Below are 20207 nucleotides of genomic sequence, written 5' to 3' on the forward strand. Positions count from 1 at the left end.
AAACGTTTCCCGAACGGGTCCCCACGGCCCGGAAGTTGGAGAACCCCCATGAAGCACGCGACACCGCTGCGCCGCACCCTGACCGCCCTGACCATGACGACGCTGCTCGCCGGCGGCCTGCTGCTCGGCCAGACCGCGGCGGCCCCGGACGCCTCGGCGGCCGGCGGCAAGAAGGTCGTCTGCGAGGTCGACAAGATGCGTCAGCAGTCGCACTCCCTGCGCGCGAAGGCGGCCAAGCTCCAGCGGCTCGGCGCCACGGCCGAGGCCCGCAAGGCGCGCGCCCAGGCCGACGCCCTCGACCGCCGCGTCCGCGCCTGCGTCGACGCGGACGACAACGCCCACAAGCCCTGGAACTGACCCCGACCCGCGGCTCAGGCCCTCGGTGTATCGGTCACGAGCGTTGATGACATTCGGCAGGTCTTGAACATGGCGAAGACCTCCGGTGTGGTGGGAGCTGTCCGGGAACTCACCGCGCGGAGGTCTTCGTGCCCCACCGTCATGCCCGGCTGACCGTCTTCGGCAGGAGACGTGACGGGCACCCCCCGCCCCTCAGGGGAGGGGGACGCCTGCCGGTTCCGCGCCGCACGCCCGGCGAGTTCCGGCCGGCCGCCGCGCCGCTCGTGGCGCGGGTCCGGGGACCTGCCGCGCCCAGGGCCCGAGCCCCTCCGGCACCATGTCCGTGTGGACACCGGCGACCAGCCGCAGGCCCGCCGCCGCCGGATCGGCCGCGCACCGCTCGTGGACCCGCGGCGACTCCAGCGCCCAGTCCCCGGCCTGCGCCTCCGGCTCGATCCGGTACGGCTGCCACAGCGCCCCGGCCACCGCCGAGGTCGTCCGCGCCGCCGGGTCGCGCGACCCCACCCGTACCCGCGGCCCGCGCTCCGCCGGCGTCAGTCCGGTGGTCGGACCGATGATCCCGTCACCCACCACGATCACGTCGCCGCCCATGGCGCGGACCGTGCCCCGACGCGCCGACCGCGTCCCCCGTCGGGGGCGCCCGGCTCCCGTACCGACCCCGCGCACTCCTCTGACCTAGGATGCGTGTCCTGATGACTGCCACTCTCGTCGCCAAGGACCTCGCCGCCGGCCACGGCGAACGCTCCCTCTTCGCCGGCCTCGACCTCGTCGTCGCCCCCGGCGACGTCATCGGCCTCGTCGGTGTCAACGGCGCCGGCAAGTCGACCCTGCTGCGCCTGCTCGCCGGGCTCGACACCCCCGAGGACGGAGAGCTGAGGCTCTCCCCGCCCACCGCCACCGTCGGCCACCTCCCGCAGGAGCCGGAGCGTCGCGAGGGCGAGACGGTACGGGAGTTCCTGGCCCGGCGCACCGGCGTCGCCGCCGCCCAGGCCGCCATGGACGAGGCCACCCAGGGCCTGGTCGACGGGGCGCCCGGAGCCGACGACGCGTACGCCGAGAGCCTGGAGCGCTGGCTCGGCCTCGGCGGCGCCGACCTCGACGAACGCGCCGAGGAGGTCGCCGGTTCGCTCGGCCTCACCGTCGGCCTCGACCAGCCGATGACCTCCCTCTCCGGCGGCCAGGCCGCCCGCGCCGGACTCGCCTCCCTGCTGCTCTCCCGCTACGACGTCTTCCTGCTCGACGAGCCGACCAACGACCTCGACCTCGACGGCCTGGAGCGGCTCGAGTCCTTCGTCCAGGGGCTGCGGGCCGGCACGGTCGTCATCAGCCACGACCGCGAGTTCCTCACCCGCACGGTCACCAAGGTGCTGGAGCTGGACCTCGCCCAGCAGCAGATCACGCTGTACGGCGGCGGCTACGAGGCCTACCTCGACGAGCGGGACACGGCCCGGCGGCACGCCCGCGACGACTTCGAGGAGTACGCGGGCAGGAAGGCCGCCCTCGAGGCGCGCGGCCACATGCAGCGGTCCTGGATGGACAAGGGTGTCAAGAACGCCCGCCGCAAGGCCACCGACGGCGACAAGCTCGGCCGCAACGCCCGCAGCGAGGCGAGCGAGAAGCAGGCCGCGAAGGCCCGCCAGACGCAGCGCATGATCGAGCGCCTCGACGTCGTCGACGAGCCCCGCAAGGAGTGGGAGCTGCGGATGGAGATCGCCGCCGCTCCCCGCTCCGGCTCGGTCGTGGCGACGCTGCGCGAGGCGGAGGTGCGGCGGGGCGACTTCCGGTTCGGGCCGGCCACCCTCCAGATCGACTGGGCGGACCGCGTCGCCATCACCGGCGCCAACGGGGCCGGGAAGTCGACGCTGCTCGCGGCGCTCCTCGGCCGTCTGCCGCTGGACTCCGGCGACGCCGTCCTCGGCTCGGGCGTCGTCGTCGGCGAGGTCGACCAGGCGCGCAAGCTGTTCCACGGCTCGGAGTCCCTGCTCGACGCCTTCTGCGCGGCCGTCCCGGAGACGGAGCCCGCCGAGGTGCGGACCCTGCTGGCGAAGTTCGGCCTCAAGGCCGAGCACGTGCTGCGCCCGGCGACCACGCTCTCCCCGGGCGAGCGCACCCGCGCCGCGCTCGCCCTCCTCCAGGGCCGGGGAGTGAACCTGCTCGTCCTGGACGAGCCGACGAACCACCTGGACCTGGCGGCCATCGAACAGCTGGAGTCCGCGCTGGACTCCTACACCGGCACCCTGCTCCTGGTCACCCACGACCGGCGGATGCTCGACGCGGTCCGCACGACCCGCCGGATCGAGGTCGCCGCCGGCAAGGTGACCGAGCTCTGATGGGCGTCGGCTTCCGCCGGGGCCCGGGTGAACGCCGGCCCGACGGTTCTCTGTGCCCGGCCCCGGAGGGCCTCCCGGGCGCCGGCGCGGTCCTGTCGGCGCCGCGCGCCCGGGGCCCGTACGACCTGACGCCCGAGGCGCGGGCCGCGGCCACGCCGTGGGAGGCGACGGAGGACCCGGCGGCGGAGCTGCACCGCTGCGCTTCCGGGCGTGAACTGTACGAGTACGGCCACCCGCAGGACGTCGCGGTGGCCGCCGAGGCCGACACCTCGGAGACCGTCCCCGTCCCGAGGGACGGCGCATTCCAGGAGACACCATGACCGACCTGCTGACCCGGCTCACCGAGATGCTGGACGACCTCGACGCCGACGTCGACGAGACCATCGACCTCGCCGACGAGATCGCCGCCTCGGGCGACGCGGCGATGCTGCCCCGCCTCCAGGCCGAACTGGACCGGGCCCTCATCGAGCGCAACGCCTACGCCCGCGAGCTCCTCGGCGGTGTCCTCGCCGCCATCGGCGGCCCCGACGCCCTGCCGGCGCTCCTGCGGGCCTCCGCCGTGGATCTGGGCGACGACCAGGACTCCCTGGCGGCGGAGATCGTCGACCTGGTGCAGGCCGACCCGACCCGTTCCCGCGCGCTCCTCGAGCCCCTCACCCAGGACGACGACCTGACGGTCGCCCACCGCGCGGAGTGGGCCATCCGCTTCCTCCCGAACGCCTGAGGCGGCCGAGGAACCGTCCGCCCCTCCGCGCGACGACGGGCCCGGCCGCGAGGCCGGGCCCGTCGCGTCCGGCGACGTCGCGCGTCAGCGGCCGCGCCGCTTGCCGCCGCCGCCCTCGTTCAGCAGGCCCGCCTTGCGCAGAGCGTCCGCCATCGCGCTGTTCGACGGGGCCGGGGCGGCGGCCTTGGAGCGGCCCCGGTCGCCACCGCCGCCGCCACCTCCGCCGGAGCCTCCGGCGCCACCGCGGCGCTGCTGGGGCGGCCGGCCGCCGCGCTCCTTCTTCGGCGCGGCGCCGTCGCCCGCCGTGTCCGCCGTCACCTCGTCGTCCAGGCGCAGCGTCAGCGAGATCCGCTTGCGCGGGATGTCCACCTCCATGACCTTCACCCGGACGACGTCACCCGGCTTCACGACGTCCCGCGGGTCCTTCACGAAGGTCTTCGACATCGCCGACACGTGCACCAGACCGTCTTGGTGGACACCGATGTCCACGAACGCCCCGAACGCCGCCACGTTCGTGACCACACCCTCCAGGACCATCCCCGCCACCAGGTCGCCGATCTTCTCGACGCCCTCCTTGAAGGTGGCCGTCTTGAACGCCGGCCGTGGGTCCCGGCCCGGCTTCTCCAGCTCGCGCAGGATGTCGGTCACGGTCGGCAGACCGAAGGTGTCGTCCACGAAGTCGTCCGCGCGCAGCGAGCGCAGTGCCCCGGTGTTGCCGATCAGCGAGGCCACCTCGCCGCCCGTGGTCTTCACCATCCGCCGTACCACCGGGTACGCCTCCGGGTGGACCGACGACGCGTCCAGCGGGTCGTCCCCGCCCCGGATGCGCAGGAAGCCCGCGCACTGCTCGTACGCCTTCGGGCCGAGGCGCGCCACGTCCTTCAGCGCCCGGCGCGACCGGAAGGGTCCGTTGGCGTCCCGGTGCGACACGATGTTCTCGGCGAGGCCGGCCCCGATGCCGGAGACCCGCGAAAGCAGCGGCGCGGACGCCGTGTTGACGTCGACCCCGACGCCGTTCACACAGTCCTCGACCACCGCGTCCAGCGAGCGCGAGAGCTTCACCTCGGACAGGTCGTGCTGGTACTGCCCGACGCCGATCGACTTCGGGTCGATCTTCACCAGCTCGGCCAGCGGGTCCTGCAGCCGCCGCGCGATCGAGACCGCGCCGCGCAGGGATACGTCCAGGCCCGGAAGCTCCTGCGAGGCGAAGGCGGACGCGGAGTACACCGAAGCGCCCGCCTCCGACACCATCACCTTGGTGAGGTTCAACTCCGGGTGCTTGAGGATGAGTTCGGCCGCGAGCTTGTCCGTCTCACGCGAGGCCGTGCCGTTGCCGATGGCGACCAGCTCGACCGCGTGCTCCTTGGCCAGCCGGGCCAGCTTCGCCAGCGACTCGTCCCACTTGTTGGCGGGCACGTGCGGATAGATCGTGTCGGTGGCCACGACCTTGCCGGTGGCGTCGACGACGGCGACCTTGACCCCCGTGCGGAAGCCGGGGTCGAGGCCCAGCGTCGCCCGGGTCCCGGCCGGCGCCGCGAGCAGCAGATCGCGCAGGTTCGCGGCGAAGACCCGTACCGCCTCGTCCTCCGCCGCCGTCCGCAGCCGCAGCCGCAGGTCGATGCCCAGGTGCACCAGGATCCGGGTCCGCCACGCCCAACGGACCGTGTCCAGCAGCCACTTGTCCCCGGGGCGTCCCCGGTCGGCCACGCCGAAGCGCGAGGCGACCGTCGCCTCGTACGAGGAGGGGCCGGGGGTCTGCGACGGCTCCTCGGGCTCCAGCTCCAGGGTGAGGACGTCCTCCTTCTCGCCGCGCAGCATGGCGAGGATCCGGTGCGAGGGCAGCGCCGTGAACGGTTCGGCGAAGTCGAAGTAGTCGGCGAACTTCGCGCCCGGCCCCTCCTTGCCGTCCCCCTGGCCCTCCCGGACCTTCGCGACCAGCCGGCCCCGGCCCCACATCCGCTCGCGCAGCTCGCCGATCAGGTCGGCGTCCTCCGAGAACTTCTCGGTCAGGATGGCCCGCGCGCCCTCCAGGGCGGCGGCCGTGTCGGCGACGCCCTTGTCCGCGTCGACGAAGGCGGCCGCGGCGGCCGCCGGCTCCACCGACGGGTCAGCGAGCAGCCCCTCGGCCAGCGGCTCGAGGCCGGCCTCGCGGGCGATCTGCGCCTTGGTGCGGCGCTTCGGCTTGAAGGGCAGGTAGATGTCCTCCAGGCGGGCCTTGGTCTCGGCCGCCCTGAGCTGCGCCTCCACCTCCGGCGTCAGCTTGCCCTGCTCGCGTACGGAGTCGAGGACGGCGGCCCGCCGGTCCTCCAGCTCCCGCAGATAGCGCAGCCGCTCCTCGAGCGTGCGCAGCTGCGCGTCGTCGAGCATCTCGGTCGCTTCCTTGCGGTAGCGCGCGATGAACGGCACGGTCGAGCCGCCGTCGAGCAGCTCGACGGCCGCCCTCACCTGTCGCTCGCGTACGCCGAGTTCCTCGGCGATCCTGCCTTCGATGGACGTCGTCACAGTGTCCCGACTCGCCTTCTCGTGCCTCAAGCTTGCGAGTGCATTGTGCCGGGTCGGCCGCCTCGACGCCGCACGCGCCCCGCCCGCGCGCGGCGGCAGCCCCGCCCGCCCGCGCCCTTCGGCTCCCGCCCGGCCGACCCCGGCGACCGCGTTCCTCTCTGCCCCGTCGACCCCGGCGACCGCGTTCCCCTCCCCCCGGATGGCCTCTGCGACCGTGTCCGTCTCCGGTGTCCGCACCTTTCCGCCCGGCCGCCAGGGGCCACGGGTCACGCCTCTGCGACCGCGTTGCTCCCCGGGGTCCGCACCTCTCCACCCGGCCGTCGGGCCGGACGGGTCACGGCAGGCCGACCCCGGTGACCGCGTCCGTCGCCGGGTGCCGCGGCCTCGCCGGGTCGGCCGGCCGGCTTCCCTGGTCGCGTCAGGCCTTGCCGGTCAGGTCGTCCGGGAACGCGCCCGCCGCGGCCGCGGCGAAGAGGAAGCCTCGGCCGAGCTCCGTCAGCCGCTCCACGCCGGCGGCCCCCAGGTGCTCGTACGGGGCGGTGTCCAGGCGGTCGGTGTGCTCCTCCAGCTCGGCGCGCAGGGCCGTGCCGGCGTCGGTGAGCTCGCCCTCGGCGTCGATCAGGCCCCGGTCCCGCAGCCGCTCCACCGCCGCGTCCCAGTCGGCGCGCCGCCAGCCGCGCGAGCCGAGGACCCAGCGCGGTGCCATGCCCCTGCCGGTCGCGGTGTGGCTGACCAGCGCCTCCAGCGGGTCGAGCCCGAGGGAGAGCAGCGCCGCCAGGTGGCCGTCGCCCCGGTGCTCGCGCAGCAGCGTGGCGGCGTGCCAGTAGCGCAGGTGCGGCTCCTCGGGGACGGGCAGGTCGGCGTTGGCCGCGTACAGCGGCCGGGCGTGCCGGGTGCAGGCCTCGGTGGCGCGCAGCGCGAGCTCGGCCGCCTCCGCCATCTCGGGCGAGGCGACCGTCTCCTCCCCGAGCAGCCGGCGCAGGGTGGCGTCGGCCGCGCGCAGCCGCGCGTCGAGGACGGCGGCGGGGGCGGCGATATCCCAGACGGCGGGCAGGTGCCGGGCGAGCAGCGCGTGGTTGTAGTTGTAGAAGGTCGCGGCGACCGTTCCCGGGCCCACGGCCCCCAGGGCGGCGCTGCGCGCGGCGAGTCGCATGGCGCTCGGGTCGTCGAAGCCGAGGGCCGTGAACTCGACGTCGAGGTCCGGCGAGAAGTACAGCGTGGAGTGCAGCGGGTTGAGCGCGTTGTGGCAGCGGCGGCCCGCGCGGGGCGGCAGTGAGGTCGTCATGGCCCGAACGTTACCGACTGGTCGGTACGACGGGAACCGTCGGGCCCGGAAGACCGCCGCCATGGCAGGAAAGGTGGGTTCTTCGTCATTGCGGCCATCGGGCGGCCGCCGAAGGATGGAGGCATGACGAAGCGATCCGTGCTCGTCGTCCTCTTCGACGACGTGCAGAGCCTGGATGTCACCGGACCGGTGGAGGTGTTCGCCGGCGCCGGCCGCGTCGGCGGGGCCGACGGTTCCTACCCGATCCGGACGGCCTCGCTCGACGGCGGCCCCGTCCGCACCCAGAGCGGGCTGCGGATGCTTCCGGACTCCACGCTCGCCGAAGCCGTCGAGGCGGGACCGCCGCACACCCTGCTCGTCCCCGGCGGCGAGGGCACGCGGACGCCCGACCCGCGGCTGGTCGACTGGCTGCGGGCGAACGCCCCGCACGCCGAACGTCTCGTCTCCGTCTGCACGGGCGCGCTGCTGCTCGCCGCCGCCGGCCAGCTCGACGGGCACCGGGCCACCACCCACTGGGTGGCCTGCGACCACCTCGCCCGCCGCTACCCCGAGGTCGACGTGGACCCGGACCCCATCTTCGTCCGGGACGGCCGGCTCTCCACCTCGGCCGGAGTCACCGCGGGCATCGATCTCGCGCTGGCCCTGGTGGAGGAGGACCTCGGCCGCGACGCGGCGCTCACCGTCGCCCGCCACCTGGTCGTCTTCCTGCGCAGGCCGGGCAACCAGGCCCAGTTCAGCGCCCAGCTCGCGGCCCAGACCGCCCGCCGCGAACCGCTGCGCGACCTCCAGCACTGGATCACCGAGCACCCCGGCGCGGACCTCTCGGTGGAGGCGCTCGCGGCCCGCGCGCGGCTGTCCCCCCGCCACTTCGCCCGCGCCTTCCAGGCGGAGACCGGCACGACTCCCGGCCGGTACGTCGACCGGGTACGGCTCGAGCACGCGCGCAGGCTCCTGGAGGAGTCCACCCACGGCGTCCAGGAGGTGGCCCGGGCAGCCGGCTACGGCACCTCCGAGGCCATGCGCCGCGCCTTCGTCAAGGCGCTCGGTACGGCCCCGGCCGACTACCGCCGCCGCTTCCACGCCCCCGTTCACCCCACCAGCCGATAGGGATCCCATGCAGATCGCCGTCCTGCTGTACGACCGCTTCACCGCCCTCGACGCCGTCGGGCCCTACGAACTCCTCGCCCGGCTCCCCGGAGCCGAGACCGTCTTCGTCGCCCGGAAGACCGGTCCGGTCAGGGGCGATCAGGGCAGCCTCGCCCTCGTCGCCGACCGGACCCTCGCGGAGGTGCCGCACCCGGACATCGTGCTCGTCCCGGGCGGCCCCGGTTCACGCGAGGCCATGCACGACCCGGAGATCCTCGCCTGGCTCCGTACCGCCGACGCCACCAGCACCTGGACCACCTCGGTCTGCACCGGCTCCCTGGTCCTGGCCGGAGCCGGGCTGCTCACCGGCCGCCGGGCGACCACCCACTGGCTGGCGTTCGAGGAGCTGCGGCCGCTCGGCGCCGAACCCACCGGCGAGCGCGTGGTCTTCGACGGGAAGTACGTCACCGCCGCCGGAGTCTCCTCCGGCATCGACATGGCGCTGCACCTGCTGGGCCGGATCGCGGGGGACGAGGCCGCGCAGACCGTCCAGCTGCTCACCGAGTACGACCCCCAGCCGCCGTACGACGCGGGCTCGCCGGAGAAGGCCCCGGCCGCGATCGTCGCCCGCTGGCGGGGTCAGGCCGAGAAGGTCCTCGCGCAGGAGGGCTGAGCCCGGCGGGGCCGATCGAGGCAGGCGCGCCGCGCACCTGGGCCGTCCCGCCCCGCCTCACACCCCGTACGTGAACCGGGGCGCGCGGCGCTCCAGGAAGGCGGCGACCCCCTCTGCGGTGTCGCCGCTGCCGCGCGCCTGCTCCGACCAGTACGCGTCACGGTCCGTGCGGCCGTCCGCGAACTCCTTCGCCGCCGCCTGCGTCAGCTGCGACCGCGCGACCAGCACCCGGGTGAAATCGGTCACCCGCTTGTCGAGTTCCCCCGACGGCAGGACCTCGTCGACGAGGCCGGTCCGCAGCGCCCGCGCCGTGTCGATCAACTCACCGGAGAAGAGGAGGTACTTGGCGGCCGAGGGCCCCACGAGCGCGGTCAGGCGCCGGGTCGAGGACGACGGGTAGACGATGCCGAGCTTCGACGGCGTCACCCCGAAGAGCGCCCCCTCCTCGGCGAACCGCAGATCGCAGGCGGCCGCGAGCTGGCTCCCGCCGCCCACGCAGTAGCCGCGCACGGCCGCGAGCGTCGGCTTGGGGAACGCGGCGAGGGCCTCCTCCGCCCGTACCGCGAGCGACTGCTGTTCGTCACCGGGCTCCCGGAGCGTGGAGATGTCCGCGCCGGCGCAGAAGGTCGCGCCCTCACCGGTGAGGACCAGCGCGCGGACGTCCGGGTCGGCGGCGAGCGGGGCGAGGAGCGCGGGAAGACTCCGCCACATCCCGGCCGTCATCGCGTTGCGCTTGGCCGGGTGCGAGACGACGACGGTGGCGACCCCGTCGGCGACGGAGGTCTTCAGGTGCGGCTCGGTGGGCTCCATGCGGCGGATGCTATCCGGGGACCCCGACCGTACGATCAAGAAGGGGGTGCGAGAGGCCGGTCCGACGAGGAGGCGCGCATGCCCGGGGAACCCCAGGACGCCGTACGGGAGAGCAAGCGGCTCAGCCGCAGTTTCGGCCGGCTCGCGGTGCTCGGCGCCCTGCTCGTCCTCGGCGGGATCGTCGGGCTCGTCTACACCGGCCTCGCCACGCTCACCTCGATGCTCCTGTTCGGCTGGCTGCTGCTCATCGGCGGCTTCGTGGGACTGCTCCACGCCATCGAGTCGCGCGGGACCCCCTACTTCTGGCTGGCCGTGGTGGTCGCCGCGCTGAACATCGCGGCCGGCGTGGTCGTCATCCGCCACCCGGAGGGTTCGGCCGAGGCGCTGACCATGTTCGCCGCGCTGCTCTTCCTCACCGGTGGCGTCTTCCGGCTGGTCGGCAGCGTGGTGGTCCGCGGGCCGCAGTTCGGCTGGACGCTGCTGCAGGGAGCGTTCGGCCTGCTGCTCGGGGTGCTCGTCCTCCTCGACTGGCCCGAGAGCAGCCGCTATGTTCTCGGCTGCTTCTTCTCGCTGGCGCTCCTCTTCGACGGGCTCGGCCTGATCGCCATCGGCGTCGGGGGCCGGCGGATCGTCGGCATGGTCGCCCCTGGGGAGGACCCTCTTCCGAACCCGTCAGCGACAGATCAGGACCGGTCGAACAACTGACGTTGGCATACTCAGCCGATCAGAAGGTGGCCTATAAGTGTCGACTTCTGGTCAGTAGGCCGGTGCGGACCCCCGGGTTATCAGACTCGACCCCGTGGCGACAATCGAGCACGAGGGTGGGAGCCGGACTATGGGAAGCCGCGGGAGCGTGCCCGCCCGGCCACCGTCCTACGAAGGGGTCTGGCGCTTCACCGCTCCCGCGGTCGACGTCTCCGTCCCGCAGGCCAGGCACGCGGTACGCGATCTGCTGAACCGTCAGGGTGTGCCGGCGCACGAGGACACCGTCCAGGGGCTGCTGCTCATCGTCTCGGAGCTGGTCACCAACGCGGTGAAGCACGCGGCGCTGCTCTCCCCGGAGGTGGCGGTCGAGGTGGCGATCGGCGCGGAGTGGATCCGGGTGTCCGTCGAGGACAACCACCCCTACCGCCCCAAGGCGCTGGAGGCGGACTACGGCCAGACGGGCGGCCGGGGGCTGCTCCTGGTGCGCGAGATCGCGCTGGAGGCGGGCGGGGCGTGCGACGTCGAGCACACCGCGAGCGGCGGCAAGATCATCTGGGCCGCGCTGCCCCTCGTCCCCCGGCCGCCGGGCTCGGGGCCGGCTCCGGGCGCGGCCCTCACCTCGACGCCCGCGACCCTGCCGGGGGCCGTCCCGGCGGGCGGAGGCCTCCCCGGGAGCGTCCCCTCGCCCGGTACGGTGCCCGGTGCCGGACCGGGGGACCTCCCCGGGGTTGTGCCCGTGCCCCCTTACGGCATCACCAGCCGCCGGCCGGACCCGTCAGCTCCTTGACCGCCGGACGCGCGGCGTCCAGGACCGTCATGAACCAGGCGGAGAACGGCGCGGTCGCGTGACGCTCGGCCAGCTCGGTCGCCGTCACGAAGGCGGTCTCCTCGACCTCCTCCGGGTCGGGCCGCAGACCGGTCTGCACCATGCCGACGAAGAGGTGGTTGTACTCCTGCTCCACCAGGCCCGACGCAGGGTCCGGGTGGTTGTAGCGGACGGTGCCCGCCTCGGCGAGCAGCGAGGGCGAGACGCCCAGCTCCTCGTACGTACGCCGGGCGGCGGCGGCGAACGGCGCCTCTCCCGGGTACGGATGACCGCAGCAGGTGTTCGACCAGACACCGGGGGAGTGGTACTTCCCGAGCGCGCGGCGCTGCAGCAGCAGACGGCCCGCCTCGTCGAAGAGGAACACCGAGAACGCCCGGTGAAGCTGTCCCGGGGCCTGGTGCGCGGCGAGCTTCTCGGCCGTTCCGATCGTGTTGCCGTCCTCGTCGACCAGCTCCAGCATGATCGACGCCTGGACGCCGTTCGGCGAGATCCCGTTCGGCGAGCTGTGTGCCGCGGTGGCTGGTGTGGTCGCCATACCCGTCCTTCATCGCTTCGGTCTCGGCCCCATGAGGGGCACCTCAGTCTGCCGTACAAAAGCGGCTTGTCCGTACTTCGGCGGCCGGACATGGCCGGGCCCACCGCACCGGAGTACATCCCGGTGCGGTGGGCCCGGCCGCCACCTCAGACGCCGAAAGCCGCCGGATAGTGGATCGTGCCCATGGGGACGGGCCCGGAACCGCGCAGGACCAGCGCCATCATGGCTTCGTCGGGGACCTCGAAACCTGGCTTGATCCCGTACTGCGAAGCCCGTGCGAATCCGAACCGGGGGTAGTACTCCGGATGGCCCAGCACCACCACGAGCCGCTCGCCGCGCAGCCGCGCCGCGTCGAGCACCGCCCGGACGACGGCCTGCCCGGCGCCGCATCGCTGGTGGGCGGGCGCCACGGCGACCGGTGCGAGCGCCGCCGCCGGGGTGCCCCCGATCCGGCAACGGGTGATCAGCGCGTAGGCCGCGACCGTGCCGTCCGGCGCTTCGGCGACGTACGAGAGTCCCGGAAGCCAGGCGCCCTCGTCCTCGCGCAGGGCGTCGACCAGCGCGGCCTCGTCCGGCCTGGCGAACGCCGCCGCGTTGATCTCCCGTACGGCGGGGATGTCGGCCGCGGTCTCCTCCCGCGTACGCCACCGGGGGTCGGCGGGGCGCAGGACGTAGCCGGTGCAGCCGAAGTCGCCGCCGTGGTCGCGGCGCGTCGCGATCTCCTCGCGGGTCGCGGCGAGCGCCTCGGCCATGCCGGGGGCGGACGGGTCGGCGGCGTCGGCCCGCTCGCCGAGCGGGCCGTGGTACGCGTCCCAGTCGCTCTCGGGCTGGGGGAGCACCCCCAGCACGTGATAGCCGGCCGCGACCGCCGCCGCGGTGTTCTCGGCGCCGGTGCGGAGCGCGTAGTGCCGGTCCCAGAAGGCGCGGGCCTCCGGGGAGGGGGTGTCGGTGGTCCACTCGCACGCGGTGAGCACCAGCGTGCCCCCGGGCGCGAGCAGCCGGCGCCAGCGGTCCAGAGCGGTGTCGAACCCGATCGAGTACGCCGAGTTCTCGGCCCAGAGCAGATCGAAGGACCCGTCGGGGAGAGGAAGCTCACCCATGTCGGCGCGGAGGGTGCGGACGCGGTCGCCGAGCCCGCGGGCCGCGGCGGCGGCCCGCAGCTCATCGAGGAACGGTTCGTGCAGGTCGACGGCGGTCACCTCGGCCCCCGCCTCGGCGGCGAGGAGCAGGGCGGAGCGGCCGGGGCCGCAGCCGAGGTCGAGGACGCGCGGACGACCGGCGGCTCCCGTCCGTCCCTCGGAGGCGTAGGAGGAGAGGGCGAGCAGACGGCGGGTGGTGGTGTCGGAGCCGGGGCCCTGCCGCGGAAGACCGTGGTGCAGGGCGAAGAACGCCTCGTACGAGGCGCGGGTGCTGTCGGACAACGTGGGAGACCCTTGTGAGAGAGGGCCCCGGCCGACGACCTGACGTACCGGTTCGCACCGCCGTGCCCCGCGGGGCGGGGAGGGGCGGGCCGGGACGTCGGTTCAGCCGGAGGCCCGGGAGCTGAAGCGGGACCGGGCGCTGCCGCGCGGGGCAGCCTCCGTCGCGACGGTCATCGACCTCAGCTCCTCTCACCTCACGTTCGTGCGGGGAGACTAACAGGGATCGCCGGACGCGAGGATCACAGGCAGAGTCCGGCCTCGTGGGCGGCGTGGCCCGCGGGCTCCAGCTGGAAGGTGCAGTGCTCCACGTCGAAGTGGGAGCCCAGGCAGCCCTGGAGGTCGTGGAGCATCTTCTCGTGCCCCACCGAGTCCAGGGCGCCCTGGTCGACCACGACGTGGGCGGAGAGGACCGGCATCCCGGACGTGATCGTCCACGCGTGCAGGTCGTGGACGTCCTCGACGCCGGGCAGCGCCAGTAGGTGCGCCCGTACCTCCGCCATGTCGACCCCCTTGGGCGCCGACTCGAGGAGGACGTCCAGGGTCTCGCGCAGCAGCTTGACCGTGCGCGGCACGATCATCAGGCCGATCAGGATCGAGGCGATCGGGTCGGCGTACTGCCAGCCCGTGAGGAGGATGATCCCGGCCGCGACGATCACCGTCACGGAACCGAGGGCGTCAGCGAGCACCTCCAGGTAGGCGCCGCGGACGTTGAGGCTCTCCTTCTGGCCGCGGACCAGCAGGGAGAGCGAGACCATGTTGGCGACGAGACCGATCAGAGCGAACGCGATGGCGAGGCCGCCCTTGGTCTCGACCGGTTCGATGAACCGCTGGACCGCCTCGTACAGCACGTACCCGCCGACGCCGAGCAGCAGCAGGCAGTTGGCGAGCGCGGCGAGGATCTCGGCCCGCGCGAGGCCGAAGGTGCGGTTGTCGGTGGGCGGCCGGTTGGCGAAGTGGATCGCGAGCAGGGCCAGCGCCAGGCCGACGGCGTCGGTCGCCATGTGGGCGGCGTCGGCGATCAGCGCGAGGGAGTCGGCGAGCACGCCACCGACGATCTCGACCACCATCACGGAGAGGGTGATCGCGAGCGCGACGCGTAGCCGCCCCCGGTAGGCCGCCGCGGCCGTCCCCGTCGGCGGCGGTCCTCCGTGACTGTGTCCGTGGTCGTGTCCAGCCCCCATGACATGGCCTCCCGGTCGTGTCGCTCCCTGTGCCCCGCCCGCAAGTGAACTACGGGTAGGGGGTATCCGCAACACGGCACTGAACACCGTTGTCATATGCTCTGACCTGCGGTGATGAGCCCTGGTCAGCGGTGCGCGGCGATCTACGGCGGGGCCGGCGCCGCTGGCCGCCGCAGGGGTCGCGGGACGCGGTTTGTGGGCCGGGGCGCCGATCGATCATGATGAGCCCCGCAGGGCGCGGCGCGTGCGCGCCGACGCGAGGGGGCCCGGGGGAGTCCTCACCGCGAAGCCTCGGTGAACTCGCGCTTTCGTTCATCCGATAGCCTCGGCCGACGTGCCGCCGCCCGTTTCCGGGCCGCACCACCGTGCCCGGGGCCGTGTGCCAGGGGCCCCGCCGGCCCGTCCGCCAGCTCCAAGGAGTGAGTTCGTCTGTCGACCGCCATCCTCACCGGTCCGCCGGTACCCGGATCGTCGCTCGACGGCGATCTGCGGTCACTCGGCTTCGACGTCAGGGTCGCCTCCGGACCGCACGAGACGGCCGCGCTGGTCGCCGCCGTACCGGCGGCCGAGCGCGTCGCCGTGGTCGACCCGCGGTTCGTCGGACACCTCCACGCGCTGCGGCTCGCCCTCACCGACCCCCGCTTCCCGGCCGCCGCGGCCCCCGGAGCGCTGACCGCGCAGCCCGAGGCCCGGCCCGCGCTGACCCGGGCGCTGACCGCCTCGGACGCCGCACCCGCGCGGACCGACGCGGCCGAGAACGACACGGCTCCCGCGGACACCGCCGTCGCCACGGCCCGCTCCGCGCCGGCGCTCTCCCCCGCGGAGGAGAGCCTGCCCGACGCGCTCGCCCGGGCGCTCGACGCCGAGGGCGTGGCCGTGCACCGGCCCGAGCTCGGCTCGCTCGTCGCCGCCGTCCCCGCCGACGCCGAGGCCCGCCACGCGGCCCGCGCCGCCGTCACGGCCGTCGACGACGAGGCCGTACGCCTGCGCTCCGCCGTCAAGGCCCACGACGGCTTCTTCACCACGTTCTTCATCAGCCCGTACTCCCGCTACATCGCCCGCTGGTGCGCGCGGCGCGGACTGACCCCCAACCAGGTCACCACCGCCTCGCTGCTCACCGCCCTGCTCGCGGCCGGTTGCGCCGCCACCGGCGAGCGCGGCGGCTACGTCGCCGCCGGCGTCCTGCTCCTCGTCTCCTTCGTCCTCGACTGCACCGACGGGCAGCTCGCCCGCTACTCCCTGCAGTACTCGACGATGGGCGCCTGGCTCGACGCCACCTTCGACCGCGCCAAGGAGTACGCCTTCTACGCCGGCCTCGCGCTCGGCGCCGCACGCGACGGCGACGACGTGTGGGCCCTGGCGCTCGGCGCGATGGTCCTGATGAGCTGCCGCCACGTCGTGGACTTCTCCTTCAACGAGGCCAACCACGACGCCCAGGCCAACACCAGCCCCACCGCGGCCCTCTCCGACCGGCTGAACACCGTGGGCTGGACCGTCTGGGCCCGGCGCATGATCATCCTCCCGATCGGCGAGCGCTGGGCGATGATCGCGGTCCTCACCGCCGTCACCACCCCCCGGATCGTCTTCTACGCCCTGCTGATCGGCTGCGCCTTCGGCGCCTGCTACACCACCGCGGGCCGCGTCCTGCGGTCGGTGACCCGCAAGGCACGGCGCACCGACCGCGCCGCCCAGGCCCTCGCCGACCTCGCCGACTCGGGCCCGATCGCCGAGCTGGTGGCCCGGACCGGCCGCCGCCCCGCGCTGCGCCCGCTCCTGCGCGCCCCGGTGCTGTGGGCCGCGGCGGGGACGGCGCTCCTGCTCGCCGCCGCCCTGGCGGAGCCCTTCGGCGGCACCCTCACGGTCGTCGCCGCCCTGCTGTACGCGCTCCTGGCGGGCGGCGCGGTCGCCCGCCCGCTCAAGGGCGCCCTGGACTGGCTGCTGCCCCCGCTCTTCCGCGCCGCCGAATACACCACCGTGCTCGTCCTCGCCGCCAAGGCGGACGTCCCCGGGGCGCTGCCCGCCGCATTCGGGCTGGTCGCGGCGGTCGCCTACCATCACTACGACACGGTGTACCGCATCCGCGGCGGCACCGGCGCGCCGCCCGCCTGGCTGGTGCGCACCATCGGCGGTCACGAGGGCCGCACGCTCCTGGTGACCCTGCTCGCCGCTCTGCTCGCGAGCCGTGGCGACGACTTCACCCTGGCGCTCACCGCCCTCGCGGTCGCCGTGGCGCTCGTGGTGCTCGTGGAGTCCATCCGCTTCTGGGTGTCCTCCGGAGCACCTGCCGTACATGACGAAGGAGAAACAGCATGATTGGCCTCGTACTGGCAGCCGGTGCCGGAAGGCGTCTGCGCCCCTACACCGACACGCTCCCGAAGGCCCTCGTGCCTGTCGACGGTGACACCACCGTCCTCGACCTGACGCTGAAGAACTTCGCGGAGGTCGGCCTCACCGAGGTCGCCATCGTCGTCGGCTACCGCAAGGAGGCCGTGTACGACCGCAAGGAGGCCCTGGAGGCCCAGTACGGCGTCAGCATCACCCTCATCGACAACGACAAGGCCGAGGAGTGGAACAACGCCTACTCCCTGTGGTGCGCCCGTGACGTCCTGAAGAAGGGCGTCATCCTCGCCAACGGCGACACCGTGCACCCGGTCTCCGTCGAGAAGACCCTGCTCGCCGCCCGCGGCGAGGGCCGCAGGATCATCCTCGCCCTCGACACGGTGAAGAACCTCGCCGACGAGGAGATGAAGGTCATCACCGCCGAGGGCAAGGGTGTCCAGCGCATCACCAAGCTCATGGACCCGGCCACCGCCACCGGCGAGTACATCGGTGTCACCCTCATCGAGCCCGAGGCCGCCGAGGAGCTCGCCGACGCCCTGAAGGCCACCTTCGAGCGCGACCCCGACCTCTACTACGAGGACGGCTACCAGGAGCTCGTCAACCGCGGCTTCACCGTCGACGTCGCGCCCATCGGCGACGTGAAGTGGGTGGAGATCGACAACCACGACGACCTGGCGAAGGGCCGTGACATCGCGTGCCAGTACTGACCCGGCTCATCCCCTCGCCGGTCGTCGTCGACATCCGCCGGGGAGCGCTGGACGACCTGTCCGCGCTCCTCGCGGACCAGCGGATCTCCAGCAACGGCAAGATCGCCGTCGCCATCAGCAGCGGTTCGGGCGTCAAGCTGCGTGACCGCTTCGCACCCGAGCTGCCCGGCGCCGACTGGTACCCGGTCGAGGGCGGCACCATCGACGCGGCCGTCAAGCTCGCCGACGCGATGCGCGGCAAGCGGTACGACGCCGTCGTCGCGCTCGGCGGCGGCAAGATCATCGATGTGACCAAGTACGCGGCGGCCCGCGTCGGCCTGCCGCTGGTCGCCATCGCCACGAACCTGTCGCACGACGGCATCTGCTCGCCGGTGTCCACCCTGGACAACGACAACGGCCGCGGCTCCTACGGCGTCCCGACCCCGATCGCCCTGGTCATCGACCTGGACGTGATCCGGGACGCCCCGGCGCGCTTCGTCCGCTCCGGCATCGGCGACGCGATCTCCAACCTCTCCGCCATCGCCGACTGGGAGCTCTCCCACCGGGAGACGGGCGAACCCGTCGACGGCCTGGCCGCGGCCATGGCCCGCAGCGCCGGCGAGGCGGTCCTGCGCCACCCCGGCGGCGTCGGCGACGACGACTTCCTGGTCACCCTCTCCGAGGGCCTGGTGATGTCCGGCATCGCCATGTCGATCAGCGGTGACACGCGCCCCTCCTCGGGCGCCTGCCACGAGATCAGCCACGCCTTCGACCTGCTGTTCCCGACCCGCGCGGCCAGCCACGGCGAGCAGTGCGGCCTCGGCGCGGCCTTCGCGATGCACCTGCGCGGCGCGTCCGAGGCGTCCGCGCTGATGGTCGACACCCTGCGCCGGCACGGGCTGCCCGTGCTCCCGGAGGAGATCGGCTTCAGCGTGGACGAGTTCGTCCGCGCCGTGGAGTTCGCCCCGCAGACCCGTCCGGGCCGCTTCACCATCCTCGAGCACCTCGACCTGTCCACAGACGAGATCAGGGACGCGTACGCCGACTATGCCAAGACCATCCGTAGCTGAGCTCCGCCCGGTCGTTCACCCGGCGGGCGTGAAGGACCGGCGCAGCGGTGAGCACTGGGCCGGCCGCCTGTACATGCGGGAGATCTCGCTGCGGGTGGACCGCTACCTCGTGAACACGCGGGTCACGCCGAACCAGCTGACCTATCTGATGACCGTCTTCGGTGTCCTCGCGGCCCCGGCACTGCTCGTGCCCGGGATCTGGGGCGCCGTCCTCGGCGTGCTGATGGTCCAGCTCTATCTGCTCCTCGACTGCGTCGACGGGGAGATCGCCCGCTGGAAGAAGCAGTTCTCGCTCGGCGGCGTCTACCTCGACCGGGTCGGCGCCTACCTGTGCGACGCCGCGGTCCTCGTCGGCTTCGGCCTGCGCGCGGCCGACCTGTGGGGACCGGGCCGGATCGACTGGCTGTGGGCCTTCCTCGGCACGCTCGCCGCCCTCGGCGCCATCCTGATCAAGGCCGAGACCGACCTCGTCGGCGTCGCCCGGCACCAGGGCGGGCTGCCGCCGGTCAAGGAGGCGGCGTCCGAGCCGCGCTCGTCCGGCATGGCGCTGGCCCGCAAGGCCGCCGCCGCGCTCAAGTTCCACCGGCTGATCCTCGGCATCGAGGCGTCGCTGCTGATCCTGGTCCTGGCCGTCGTGGACTCGGCCAGGGGCGACCTGTTCTTCTCGCGGCTCGGCGTCGCGGTCCTCGCGGGCATCGCGCTGGTCCAGACGCTGCTGCACCTGGTGTCGATCCTGGCGTCGAGCCGGCTGAAGTGAGGACAAGCGTGAGTACGCCGATGAAGCTGGGCGCCGTCATCATCACCATGGGCAACCGGCCCGACGACCTGCGCGCGCTCCTCGACTCGGTCGCCAAGCAGGACGGCGACCCGGTCGAGATCGTCGTGGTCGGCAACGGCGCCCCGGTCACCGGGGTGCCGGACGGCGTCCGCACCATCGACCTGCCCGAGAACCTGGGCATCCCCGGCGGCCGTAACGTCGGCATCGAGGCCTTCGGCCCCGGCGGCACCGACGTGGACGCCCTGCTCTTCCTGGACGACGACGGGCTGCTCGCCGGGACGGACACCGCCGAGCTGGTCCGCCAGGCGTTCACCGCCGATCCGCGGCTCGGCATCATCAGCTTCCGGATCGCGGACCCGGAGACGGGCCTGACCCAGCGCAGGCACGTCCCGCGCCTGCGGGCGTCCGACCCGATGCGCTCCTCGCGCGTGACCACCTTCCTCGGCGGCGCCAACGCCGTCAGGACGAAGGTGTTCGCCGAGGTCGGCGGCCTGCCGGACGACTTCTTCTACGCCCATGAGGAGACGGACCTCGCCTGGCGGGCCCTCGACGCCGACTGGATGATCGACTACCGTTCCGACATGGTGCTGCTCCACCCCACCACTCCGCCGTCACGGCACGCGACCTACCACTTCAACGTGGCGCGGAACCGAGTGTGGCTGGCTCGCCGCAACCTCCCCGCGCCCCTGGTTCCGGTCTATCTCGGCGTGTGGCTGATGCTCACCCTGGCGCGGCGGCCCTCCGCCTCCGCCCTCAGGGCATGGTTCGGCGGTTTCCGGGAAGGCTGGACGACTTCCTGCGGACCGCGGCGCCCCATGAGGTGGCGTACGGTGTGGCGGCTGACCCGACTGGGACGCCCGCCCGTCGTCTGACATCGTGGTACCCGACTTGCCGCGCA

The 20207-nt window shown here is 73.6% G+C and carries 19 protein-coding genes and 1 pseudogene; 13 read left to right on the forward strand and 7 right to left on the reverse strand.

Annotated elements, in window-relative coordinates; all coding sequences use genetic code 11:
- Positions 1-48: 48 nt before the first annotated feature.
- The gene (locus ACZ68P_RS11845) at positions 49-357 is read left to right on the forward strand and encodes a hypothetical protein (protein WP_471005235.1); all 309 of its coding nucleotides are present in this window, start codon (positions 49-51) and stop codon (positions 355-357) included.
- 192 nt (positions 358-549) lie between these two features.
- Here the strand turns inward: ACZ68P_RS11845 and ACZ68P_RS11850 are convergent, their stop codons facing one another.
- Positions 550-948 (reverse strand): FAD-dependent oxidoreductase, encoded by a 399-nt coding sequence (locus tag ACZ68P_RS11850; RefSeq protein ID WP_471005236.1) that lies wholly within the window; start codon positions 946-948, stop codon positions 550-552.
- 101 nt (positions 949-1049) lie between these two features.
- Between ACZ68P_RS11850 and ACZ68P_RS11855 the strand changes: the two genes are divergently transcribed.
- Genes ACZ68P_RS11855 through ACZ68P_RS11865 form a run of 3 tightly spaced genes read left to right on the forward strand, consistent with a single transcriptional unit; the run spans position 1050 to position 3411 of the window.
- The gene (locus ACZ68P_RS11855; RefSeq protein WP_471005237.1) at positions 1050-2687 is read left to right on the forward strand and encodes an ABC-F family ATP-binding cassette domain-containing protein; all 1638 of its coding nucleotides are present in this window, start codon (positions 1050-1052) and stop codon (positions 2685-2687) included.
- Positions 2687-3007: a 2-phosphosulfolactate phosphatase gene (locus ACZ68P_RS11860; protein ID WP_471005238.1), complete on the forward strand. Its 321-nt coding sequence runs from the start codon at positions 2687-2689 to the stop codon at positions 3005-3007. The genes ACZ68P_RS11855 and ACZ68P_RS11860 overlap by 1 nt, the downstream gene beginning before the upstream one ends.
- Positions 3004-3411 carry a hypothetical protein gene (locus ACZ68P_RS11865; RefSeq protein WP_471005239.1) on the forward strand — a complete coding sequence of 136 codons (408 nt, stop codon included), beginning with the start codon at positions 3004-3006 and terminating at the stop codon, positions 3409-3411. Before ACZ68P_RS11860 ends, ACZ68P_RS11865 begins: the two co-directional genes overlap by 4 nt.
- An 84-nt stretch (positions 3412-3495) precedes the next feature.
- Here the strand turns inward: ACZ68P_RS11865 and ACZ68P_RS11870 are convergent, their stop codons facing one another.
- Together ACZ68P_RS11870 and ACZ68P_RS11875 are read right to left on the reverse strand one after the other, a co-directional pair.
- Positions 3496-5913 carry a Tex family protein gene (locus tag ACZ68P_RS11870; protein WP_471005240.1) on the reverse strand — a complete coding sequence of 806 codons (2418 nt, stop codon included), beginning with the start codon at positions 5911-5913 and terminating at the stop codon, positions 3496-3498.
- 418 nt (positions 5914-6331) lie between these two features.
- On the reverse strand, positions 6332-7198 hold the full coding sequence (locus ACZ68P_RS11875; protein WP_471005241.1) for an SCO6745 family protein: 867 nt from the start codon (positions 7196-7198) through the stop codon (positions 6332-6334).
- Between the two features lie 123 nt (positions 7199-7321).
- Between ACZ68P_RS11875 and ACZ68P_RS11880 the strand changes: the two genes are divergently transcribed.
- A complete protein-coding gene (locus ACZ68P_RS11880; protein WP_471005242.1) occupies positions 7322-8305 on the forward strand; it encodes a GlxA family transcriptional regulator in 984 nt (327 codons plus the stop codon).
- A gap of 7 nt (positions 8306-8312) precedes the next feature.
- Positions 8313-8957: a DJ-1/PfpI family protein gene (locus tag ACZ68P_RS11885; protein WP_471005243.1), complete on the forward strand. Its 645-nt coding sequence runs from the start codon at positions 8313-8315 to the stop codon at positions 8955-8957.
- 57 nt (positions 8958-9014) lie between these two features.
- Here the strand turns inward: ACZ68P_RS11885 and ACZ68P_RS11890 are convergent, their stop codons facing one another.
- Positions 9015-9767, reverse strand: coding sequence for an enoyl-CoA hydratase/isomerase family protein (locus ACZ68P_RS11890; RefSeq protein ID WP_471005244.1), 753 nt, complete (start codon positions 9765-9767; stop codon positions 9015-9017).
- Positions 9768-9845: 78 nt separating this feature from the next.
- On the opposite strand from ACZ68P_RS11890, the gene ACZ68P_RS11895 reads away from it, so the two are divergent.
- Together ACZ68P_RS11895 and ACZ68P_RS11900 are read left to right on the forward strand one after the other, a co-directional pair.
- Positions 9846-10472 carry an HdeD family acid-resistance protein gene (locus ACZ68P_RS11895; protein ID WP_471005245.1) on the forward strand — a complete coding sequence of 209 codons (627 nt, stop codon included), beginning with the start codon at positions 9846-9848 and terminating at the stop codon, positions 10470-10472.
- A gap of 130 nt (positions 10473-10602) precedes the next feature.
- Positions 10603-11049, forward strand: a pseudogene (locus ACZ68P_RS11900) (ATP-binding protein); the annotation flags it as partial.
- A gap of 175 nt (positions 11050-11224) precedes the next feature.
- Here the strand turns inward: ACZ68P_RS11900 and idi are convergent.
- From idi to ACZ68P_RS11915, 3 genes are all read right to left on the reverse strand, one after another.
- Positions 11225-11833 carry an isopentenyl-diphosphate Delta-isomerase gene (gene idi, locus ACZ68P_RS11905; protein ID WP_471005246.1) on the reverse strand — a complete coding sequence of 203 codons (609 nt, stop codon included), beginning with the start codon at positions 11831-11833 and terminating at the stop codon, positions 11225-11227.
- A gap of 146 nt (positions 11834-11979) precedes the next feature.
- Positions 11980-13254, reverse strand: coding sequence for a bifunctional class I SAM-dependent methyltransferase/N-acetyltransferase (locus ACZ68P_RS11910; protein ID WP_471005247.1), 1275 nt, complete (start codon positions 13252-13254; stop codon positions 11980-11982).
- A 239-nt stretch (positions 13255-13493) separates the two neighbouring features.
- Positions 13494-14435: a cation diffusion facilitator family transporter gene (locus ACZ68P_RS11915; protein WP_471005248.1), complete on the reverse strand. Its 942-nt coding sequence runs from the start codon at positions 14433-14435 to the stop codon at positions 13494-13496.
- Positions 14436-14864: 429 nt separating this feature from the next.
- Here ACZ68P_RS11915 and ACZ68P_RS11920 point away from each other — a divergent pair, with 429 nt between their 5' ends.
- Genes ACZ68P_RS11920 through ACZ68P_RS11940 form a run of 5 tightly spaced genes read left to right on the forward strand, consistent with a single transcriptional unit; the run spans position 14865 to position 20181 of the window.
- Entirely contained in the window at positions 14865-16748 is a 1884-nt protein-coding gene (locus tag ACZ68P_RS11920; protein ID WP_471005605.1) for a DUF5941 domain-containing protein, read from the forward strand.
- Positions 16745-17482, forward strand: a complete 738-nt coding sequence (locus ACZ68P_RS11925; RefSeq protein ID WP_471005249.1) for a phosphocholine cytidylyltransferase family protein — start codon at positions 16745-16747, stop codon at positions 17480-17482. Before ACZ68P_RS11920 ends, ACZ68P_RS11925 begins: the two co-directional genes overlap by 4 nt.
- Positions 17470-18531, forward strand: coding sequence for an iron-containing alcohol dehydrogenase family protein (locus ACZ68P_RS11930; protein ID WP_471005250.1), 1062 nt, complete (start codon positions 17470-17472; stop codon positions 18529-18531). Before ACZ68P_RS11925 ends, ACZ68P_RS11930 begins: the two co-directional genes overlap by 13 nt.
- Entirely contained in the window at positions 18509-19288 is a 780-nt protein-coding gene (locus tag ACZ68P_RS11935) for a CDP-alcohol phosphatidyltransferase family protein (protein WP_471005251.1), read from the forward strand. The genes ACZ68P_RS11930 and ACZ68P_RS11935 overlap by 23 nt, the downstream gene beginning before the upstream one ends.
- Positions 19289-19308: 20 nt before the next feature.
- Positions 19309-20181: a glycosyltransferase family 2 protein gene (locus ACZ68P_RS11940; protein WP_365714803.1), complete on the forward strand. Its 873-nt coding sequence runs from the start codon at positions 19309-19311 to the stop codon at positions 20179-20181.
- The last annotated feature ends 26 nt before the right edge of the window (positions 20182-20207 follow it).

Source organism: Streptomyces sp. NPDC036822, assembly GCF_055609145.1.

What these genes read in the sequence shown, in the direction of transcription:
- ACZ68P_RS11845 (WP_471005235.1), top strand. Translation starts at nt 49, where the DNA reads ATGAAGCACGCGACACCGCTGCGCCGCACCCTGACCGCCCTGACCATG.
- ACZ68P_RS11850 (WP_471005236.1), bottom strand. Translation starts at nt 948, where the DNA reads ATGGGCGGCGACGTGATCGTGGTGGGTGACGGGATCATCGGTCCGACC.
- ACZ68P_RS11855 (WP_471005237.1), top strand. Translation starts at nt 1,050, where the DNA reads ATGACTGCCACTCTCGTCGCCAAGGACCTCGCCGCCGGCCACGGCGAA.
- ACZ68P_RS11860 (WP_471005238.1), top strand. Translation starts at nt 2,687, where the DNA reads ATGGGCGTCGGCTTCCGCCGGGGCCCGGGTGAACGCCGGCCCGACGGT.
- ACZ68P_RS11865 (WP_471005239.1), top strand. Translation starts at nt 3,004, where the DNA reads ATGACCGACCTGCTGACCCGGCTCACCGAGATGCTGGACGACCTCGAC.
- ACZ68P_RS11875 (WP_471005241.1), bottom strand. Translation starts at nt 7,198, where the DNA reads ATGACGACCTCACTGCCGCCCCGCGCGGGCCGCCGCTGCCACAACGCG.
- ACZ68P_RS11880 (WP_471005242.1), top strand. Translation starts at nt 7,322, where the DNA reads ATGACGAAGCGATCCGTGCTCGTCGTCCTCTTCGACGACGTGCAGAGC.
- ACZ68P_RS11885 (WP_471005243.1), top strand. Translation starts at nt 8,313, where the DNA reads ATGCAGATCGCCGTCCTGCTGTACGACCGCTTCACCGCCCTCGACGCC.
- ACZ68P_RS11890 (WP_471005244.1), bottom strand. Translation starts at nt 9,767, where the DNA reads ATGGAGCCCACCGAGCCGCACCTGAAGACCTCCGTCGCCGACGGGGTC.
- ACZ68P_RS11895 (WP_471005245.1), top strand. Translation starts at nt 9,846, where the DNA reads ATGCCCGGGGAACCCCAGGACGCCGTACGGGAGAGCAAGCGGCTCAGC.
- idi (WP_471005246.1), bottom strand. Translation starts at nt 11,833, where the DNA reads ATGGCGACCACACCAGCCACCGCGGCACACAGCTCGCCGAACGGGATC.
- ACZ68P_RS11915 (WP_471005248.1), bottom strand. Translation starts at nt 14,435, where the DNA reads ATGGGGGCTGGACACGACCACGGACACAGTCACGGAGGACCGCCGCCG.
- ACZ68P_RS11925 (WP_471005249.1), top strand. Translation starts at nt 16,745, where the DNA reads ATGATTGGCCTCGTACTGGCAGCCGGTGCCGGAAGGCGTCTGCGCCCC.
- ACZ68P_RS11935 (WP_471005251.1), top strand. Translation starts at nt 18,509, where the DNA reads ATGCCAAGACCATCCGTAGCTGAGCTCCGCCCGGTCGTTCACCCGGCG.
- ACZ68P_RS11940 (WP_365714803.1), top strand. Translation starts at nt 19,309, where the DNA reads ATGAAGCTGGGCGCCGTCATCATCACCATGGGCAACCGGCCCGACGAC.